Annotated in this window: 6 protein-coding genes; 4 read left to right on the top strand and 2 right to left on the bottom strand. The window is 63.2% G+C overall.

Features of this window, described 5'->3' with window-relative positions:
* From VEK15_30235 to VEK15_30220, 4 genes are all read left to right on the top strand, one after another.
* On the top strand, window positions 1–309 hold a 309-nt coding region (locus tag VEK15_30235; GenBank protein HXV65012.1), incomplete at its 5' end, for an N-acetyl-gamma-glutamyl-phosphate reductase.
* Window positions 310–313: 4 nt separating this feature from the next.
* Window positions 314–961 carry a class II glutamine amidotransferase gene (locus VEK15_30230; GenBank protein HXV65011.1) on the top strand — a complete coding sequence of 216 codons (648 nt, stop codon included), beginning with the start codon at window positions 314–316 and terminating at the stop codon, window positions 959–961.
* Entirely contained in the window at window positions 946–1,761 is an 816-nt protein-coding gene (locus VEK15_30225; GenBank protein HXV65010.1) for a [LysW]-aminoadipate kinase, read from the top strand. The genes VEK15_30230 and VEK15_30225 overlap by 16 nt, the downstream gene beginning before the upstream one ends.
* Window positions 1,758–2,924, top strand: coding sequence for an acetylornithine/succinylornithine family transaminase (locus tag VEK15_30220; protein HXV65009.1), 1,167 nt, complete (start codon window positions 1,758–1,760; stop codon window positions 2,922–2,924). Before VEK15_30225 ends, VEK15_30220 begins: the two co-directional genes overlap by 4 nt.
* 10 nt (window positions 2,925–2,934) lie before the next feature.
* Here the strand turns inward: VEK15_30220 and VEK15_30215 are convergent, their stop codons facing one another.
* Together VEK15_30215 and VEK15_30210 are read right to left on the bottom strand one after the other, a co-directional pair.
* On the bottom strand, window positions 2,935–5,355 hold the full coding sequence (locus VEK15_30215; protein HXV65008.1) for a winged helix-turn-helix domain-containing protein: 2,421 nt from the start codon (window positions 5,353–5,355) through the stop codon (window positions 2,935–2,937).
* Window positions 5,356–5,581: 226 nt separating this feature from the next.
* Window positions 5,582–7,009, bottom strand: a complete 1,428-nt coding sequence (locus VEK15_30210) for a pyridoxal-dependent decarboxylase (GenBank protein ID HXV65007.1) — start codon at window positions 7,007–7,009, stop codon at window positions 5,582–5,584.
* Window positions 7,010–7,029: the final 20 nt, after the last annotated feature.

The following is a 7,029-nucleotide window of genomic DNA, read 5'->3' as shown; positions in this document are numbered from 1 at the left end:
GTACTGAAAGACGATCTCCCCGAGAAACACATCTGGCGACTCTACCGTGAGGATTACGGGAAGGAGCCGTTCGTCCGCATCGTGAAAGAGAAGGATTCCATCTATCGATATCCCGAGCCGAAGCTCGTGGCGGGCACGAACTACTGCGATATTGGTTTCGAGCGCGAAGAGGGCACGCGCCGACTCGTCGTGATGAGCGCGATCGACAATCTGGGAAAAGGCGCCGCGGGCCAGGCGGTACAGGCATTCAATATCCTGCACGGCTTCGAGGAAACGACCGCCCTCGAGTTCGCCGGGCTTCATCCCTGACGACATGTGCCGGTTGCTCGCGGTGCAATCGTTGGTGGCCATCGACATCGCGCCCCTCCTGTCGGGCTTCGCCCTCGTGGCGAAGCGGAGTCGCGAGTACCAGGGCCACGGATGGGGGTGCGCGGTCCGCGCGAAAGGCCGGTGGGAAATCCACAAGAGCATCCGTCCCATCTGGGAGGATGATCTGCCCGATTTGCCGCCGACGCGGCTGCTCGTGGCTCACGCGCGCAGCGCCTTTCGTGACGAGGGGATTCGCGTCGAGAACAATATGCCGTTCTCCGACGGCACCAACGTCTTCGCTTTCAACGGTGAGCTCCGGGGGGTGCGCATCCGGGAGCGCGGTCGGATCGGCGCGGAGAAGGTCTTCAACTTCATCAAGCGCTTCGAAAACGGCCGAGGGATGGAGAACGCGCTCCGGAGAGCGACGCGCATCATCGAGAAGCGTACCGACTACGTTCGCGCGATGAACCTCATCTTGAGCGACGGCCAAACGGTCCTCGTCCATTCGCGCTTCGCCGAAGACGCCGAATACTTCACGATGCACTACCGACGCCGCAAGCCCGGGGAGCCTCTGGTCGTTTGTTCCGAGCCGATTCCTGGGCGAGATGGGTGGGTGCCCATCGGGAACGGAGAGACATGTCGCTTCCTGTGACCGTGGTCAAGGTCGGGGGTGGTAGGGACATCGATCATCAGGGCGTCTTCGTCGACATGAAGAGATACCTCGAGCGGGGGCTCCGCTTCGTCGTCGTGCACGGCGCGCACGACGAGATGGACGAGGTCTCCAGGCGGCTCGGAAAGCCGCCACGAACGTTGATTTCCGAATCGGGGCACGAAAGCCGGTACACCGACAGGGAAACGCTGAACATCTTCCTCATGGTCTATTGCGGCAAGGTCAACAAGACGCTCGTGGCCCTGTGTCACCGCCTGGGTATCAACGCGGTCGGCCTCTCCGGGGTCGATGGCGCGCTCTTCGGCGGCGAGCGCAAGAAGGCGCTCCGAGTGGTCGAGGGAGGAAGACGCCTCGTCGTCCGCGACGATCTCTCGGGAAAGATTCACTCGGTGAACGTCGATCTTCTGGGGTTGTTGCTCGACGCGGGATACGTGCCGCTCGTCTGCCCCCCGGCCCTGAGCGAGGAGCGAGAGCCCATCAACGTCGACGGGGATCGCGCCGCCGCGAGCCTGGCAGTGGCCCTCGAGGCCGAGAGGCTCGTCATCCTCTCCAACGTTCCGGGGCTGCTCCGCGACAAGGACGATCCCAACTCGCTCATCGAGACCATTTCGAGCGCGCGACTCGACGAAGACGCAAGATACGCGGAAGGACGCATGAAGAAGAAGACCCTGGCGGCCGCCGAAGCGCTTCGCGGGGGTGTCAAAGAAGTCATCCTTGCCGACGCTCGTGTCAGCCGCCCCATCGAACAGGCGCTTCAGCATCGAGGCACGTGGATCCGATGAGCACGACCAGTGCGGATCGTTCCGCGGCCGAGTCTCCCCACGAACTGGATATCTACCCCAAGCGGGGCATTCAAATCGTACGCGGCAAGGACGCCAAGGTCTGGGACCACGAGGGACGGGAATACCTCGACGCCGCGGGTGCCTACGGCGTCGCGAACATCGGTCACGCGAATGAGGAGGTGGCCCGGGCCGTGGCCGAACAAGCGCGCAAGCTCGTATCCTGCCCCGGGGCCTTCTCCTCCGACGTTCGCTCCAAGCTGTTGCAGAAGCTCGTCGGCATCGCCCCGAAATCGCTCACCCGCGCCTTCTTGTGCAACTCCGGCACGGAAGCTCTCGAGGCGGCCATCAAGTTCGCCCGCTATACCACCGGGCGCAAGGAGCTCGTCTGCGCCATGAGGGGCTTCCATGGACGGACCCTAGGGGCGCTCTCGGCCACTTACGAGCCCAAGTACAAGCAGGGCTTCGCTCCTCTCGTACCGGGTTTCATTCATGTACCTTTCAACGATTGCTCGAGGCTCGAAGCGGCAGTCTCGGAGCGAACCGCCGGCGTCATCCTCGAGATCGTGCAGGGGGAGGGAGGCATTTACGTCGGGACCGGGGAATATTTCGACAAGGCACGGCGGGTGTGTCGCGAGCGCGGGGCGATGCTCATCGTCGACGAAGTGCAAACCGGTTTCTGCCGCACTGGGCGAATGTTCGCCTCGATGCATTTCGACCTCGAGCCCGACATGATGTGCGTTGCCAAGGGAATCGCGGGAGGTCTTCCCATGGGGGCAACGATCGTATCCGACGCGGTCGCGGCTCCCACGGGCCTTCACGGCTCGACCTTCGGCGGCAATCCTCTCTGCTGCGCCGCGGCCTCCGCCGCCATCGACTTCATGAAACGCCATCGTCTGGACGAGCGTGCCCGCGAACGCGGAGATCTCCTCGTTTCCCTCATCGAGCCGAAGAACCTTTCCCGGGTGCGCGAGGTGAGGCATCTGGGACTCATGATCGGTGTCGAGCTTCGTGAGAAGGTGACGCCCATCCTCAAAGGGTTACAGCAAAGAGGGGTGCTCGCGCTTCCGGCGGGCAAGACGGTGCTGCGCCTTCTCCCGCCCCTCGTCATCAGCGAAGGGGAGATTCGCTACCTGGCCGATCAGATCGTCGGGGAGCTGCGGTAGGGGATCAAGTTCAAGACGAGGCGAGGAACTGCTCGGCTTCGCTCAGCTCGGGGCAGTTGCTGTCGGCTTTCGACCAGAGGCTCAAGAACCTCTGATAATGCTTGGACGCTTCGCCCGCGTTGCCGTTCTCGCGATGCAGGCGGGCGAGCTCGAGGTGATACCGCGGCTCGAGCATGGCCGTCCACACCTGGCCGATGCCGGGATGAAGCAGCCGTTCGTAGAGCTCGACGGCGCGACGGTAGTCGCCTTGGAGCGCCTTCGCTCGCGCGGCGCCGTCGCGGAACGGAAGGCTCCCACCGAGATTCTCGAAGAGGTGGATTACGTTGAACTCCATTTTGCGTCGAGGTGTCCCCTCGTCGAAGGCGGTGAAGGCGGCCCTCGGATCGTTCCGGCTGAGGGCGATCTCGCCGATCAAGAGGTGATACCACCACTGCTCGCGAGGATCGCGCCCGTCGGGCGAGCCAAGAGCCGCGAGCTTGGCTCCTGCCTGCTCCACCTTCCCTGAACGGCTGGCGGCGATGCCTTCGAAGAGCGCGGCGAGCTTGCGAAGGCGGTTCAGGTTGGGGGAGTCGTTCTCCGCGGAGAGAAGCACGTCGGCGGCGCGGGCCTCGGCAATCGCGGCATCGAGCTCGTTCTTCTCGATGGCGAACAGGGAGTCCAGCAATCGGACCGCCGCCTGCATCGTGGTGTTCTCGCTCTCGAGCGCCTCCGTGTTGACGATCTCGAGAAGGCCTTCGGCCTCGCGGTAACGCCCGGCCCTCGCGAGAACGTAGGCGCGCTGGAAGACCAGCTCGTACCGCGAGTATTTGGGAGGCATGTTGTCCTCGATGGCGTCGATCTCCGCGAGGGCTTCGTCGTATCGACCCGTCGACGCGAAGGCCCAGGAACGGCCGATATGGGACGAGGCGAAGGTCGGATCGATCTCGAGTGCCCTCCGATAGTAGTCGAGCGCCGGCTCGGGGCTCCCCGCGATCAAATGGGCTTCACCGAGGCTGTCCTGAGGATTGGCCTCATCAGGGTTGATGCGGGCGTAAGCTTCGAACTCGTGAATCGCTTCGGGAAAGCGACTCAGTTTGAGAAGAGCGTAGCCATAGTACAAACGCAAGTACCCCGAGTACGGCAGGTTCGTCACCCCACGCTCGAGAATCTGGAGGCTCTTCTCCATTTCCCGAGAATCCTGGTAGAGGTGAGAGAGCATCATATAGGCCTCTTCCTCGTCCGGCCTGCGCGCGATGAGCTCCAGGAGCTCCGTCTCGGCGCGCTCTGGATCCTCCTTCGCCATGTCGGTGGATTCGAGAAGCAGGCGCTGGTTGGGCGGGAGACGATCCTTGAGCTCGAGCACACGTTGCTGAAGATCTCGATAGGCGGCTTCATCGCGGCTGAGTGCCGCCACCATCTGAAGCTCCGCGAGGGCGAGGGCGAAATCGGGGTCGAGGCGCACCGCTTCGGTGAGCGCCCGGCGCGCATCGGAAACCCTCAAGTGGCGTCGCGCCTCGACCCCTTCGTTGTAGAGTCGAAAGGCGTCGAGGGAGGCGGTGGTCATTTCTTTGATGGGTGTCACTGGCTCTTTCGAAGGACTATCGATTCGTAGGCTGTCTCGGACGTGGGCCGTCAAATCGTCCATGAGCTGGAACACGTCTTCGCCCCGCACGCTGTGCGCCGACAGGATGCGAGCGTCGTCGACGTTCTCGATTTGCACGTCGATTCGATACTCGGGCCCGAGCCGGAATATCGTTCCGACAACGACGGCGGAAGCCCCGGCTCGCCGAGCTACTTCATGACGGGAGCTCCCGTTCGCGTCGATCTCGTTGAGCACCTGCTCGAGACGCTGCGAGCTGACCACCGTCAGCCCGGTTACTTCCGCCAGCCCGGTGCGCAGCATGGTGGGGGCGCCGCTCGAGAGCCACTTCAGCTCCTCGTCCTTCGTGTGGTTCTCGAAGTCCATCACCAGCACCGAGAAAGGATCGTGGCCGGGGGCGTCGGCTTCACCTAGCAGAATCAATGCGCCCACGGCGACGACGCCTAGCAAGAGCACCGCCGGCACCGAGCGCCAGCTCAGTAGCTTCCGGGCGCCGCTTCCGCCCGACGAGAACCGCTCGGCATCAGCGCCGGGGACTTCGACGGAAGCGATGAGCCGATAGCCCTTTTTCGGGAGCGTCTGGATGAAGCGCGGCTTCCTCGCATCGTCCCCGAGCGCCTTGCGGACTTCCCATATGGCATTTGGCAGGACTTCGTCGGAGACGAAGGTTCCGTCCCATACGGCCTTCAGAATCTCCTGTTTCGATACGACCTCGCCCTGGTGAGACGCAAGAAGCCCGAGCACTTGCATCGCCTTTGGCTCCACGTGTGCCTCGCCCTGGGGGCCGACGATGGTGTTGGAGTGCGGCTTTACCACCCACTCGGCGATTCGGAACTCGCGCTCGAACGACATGGCCCGACCATCCTTTCGGGGCTTTACACTAACTGGAATCTAGCACGCGGTTCGATCCCGTCCCACTCGGCATAAGAAAGGCTTCTACGAACTCCTCCACTCTATCCATGACTCGAAAAGCGATGGTCCCGGGTCAGGTTCTGCTAACCATTACTTCTCGATCGTTCAGGAAACCTCAGGGACGACCATTTCTGGCCGTTTTCTTGAATTGGATTCTCCTTTTCATTCAAGAAATTGATTCGAGAACCCGGAGTCGAGCTTCGGAAAGGCACCGGAGTAGGAAGTCGAGGTCCCTTTCCCGAGTGTGAAAATTCGTGATGCAGGCCCGGAGGGCTGGAATCCGACCTCCCACGAGAGTAACGGACGTCCAGGCGTCACCGCTCTCGACGAGCGCGTCGGAAATGGCCCTCACCGCTTCGGTATCCGGGGCTCGCCGGTCGCGGAAGCACACCACCGGAAGCTTCGTGCGATTGACTATGTCCCATCCGCCATCGGTTAGCCGTTCGCGCAGGAGGTCTCCGAGACGCACCATTTCGCGAATCATCGTCGCGTAGCCGTCGAAGCCCGCCACCAGGAGCGTGAGGAAGAGCTTCAGGCCGATGAACCGGCGCGACCATTGCATCGACGAGCGGTGGGGCTCGCGGACGTCGATCCCCTCCCCGGCCCGCGGCATGTACCCGGCCACCACGCCAAAGACGTCATCGAGGAGCTCAGGGTGCCGGGTGAAGAACATCCCCGCTCCCATCGGGACGGAGAGCCATTTGTGAGCGTCGAAGGTGATGGAGTCGGCCCGCTCGACGCCCTTCAGAAGAGGGCGAAGCTCCGGGACGAGAATCGCCGCTCCGCCCCAGGCCGCGTCCGCGTGAACCCATAGACCCTCTTCATGCGCCACAAGAGCGATCGCGTCGACCGGATCGACGAGACCGGCTCCGGTCGTTCCCAGAGTCGCCACGGCGAAGAGCGGGTGGCGTCCCGCCTTCCGATCTTCACGGATCGACGCGCGAAGCGCTTCGGGGACCATGAGGAAACTCTCGTCCACCTCGACGGGACGCACGGCGGATGTGCCCAACCCACAGAGCCGGGCCGCCTTCAAGAACGAATGATGGCTCTCCGAGGAAACGTAGAGGGTCGGCTGCGCCGGCAGCGAGCGTAGGCCATCCTCGGCGAAGCGGGGAAAATGTCGGACGAGCGCCGTCAGGAGCGCCGTATGGTTGGCCTCTGCCCCGCCGGTCGTGAACGAGCCCCCCACGACTTCACCAGGGTAGCCAAACTTCACGCCCAGCTCGCGGATCAGGAGACGCTCGACCTCACAGGCAAAAGGCGCGTGAGTCCAGGCGGCGAGCTGAGGATTGAAAGCCGCCGCCAGCGCATCTGCGGCCACGCTCATCGTGGACGTGGCGGGGTTGAACAAACCGAAGTAACGAGGATGGCCGTTGTGTACCTGATGATGGCGAAGGCCCTCGAGGACCCGATCCAGCGCCTCACCCACGCTCATGGGGGTGCTGAAATCGATGTCCTCCAGGAGCTGCCGCACCGGTCGCGGATCGGAAGAGGGAGCTACGCGAAGGTGCTCGAGCTCCCGGGAATACTCCTCGATCGCGCGCTGGACTCGCAGCCACATCTCGTTTCGAAGTTCGTCGGGAAGCTCCAGCACGGCATCATTATAGGACCCAG

It is taken from the genome of Vicinamibacteria bacterium, assembly GCA_035620555.1.
Lineage (GTDB): Bacteria > Acidobacteriota > Vicinamibacteria > Marinacidobacterales > SMYC01 > DASPGQ01.
This window is presented reverse-complemented; position numbering and strand designations above follow the sequence as displayed.

Coding starts and splice junctions, on each gene's coding strand:
- VEK15_30215 (HXV65008.1), bottom strand. CDS start 5,355: ATGTCGTTCGAGCGCGAGTTCCGAATCGCCGAGTGGGTGGTAAAGCCG.
- VEK15_30230 (HXV65011.1), top strand. CDS start 314: ATGTGCCGGTTGCTCGCGGTGCAATCGTTGGTGGCCATCGACATCGCG.
- VEK15_30225 (HXV65010.1), top strand. CDS start 946: ATGTCGCTTCCTGTGACCGTGGTCAAGGTCGGGGGTGGTAGGGACATC.
- VEK15_30220 (HXV65009.1), top strand. CDS start 1,758: ATGAGCACGACCAGTGCGGATCGTTCCGCGGCCGAGTCTCCCCACGAA.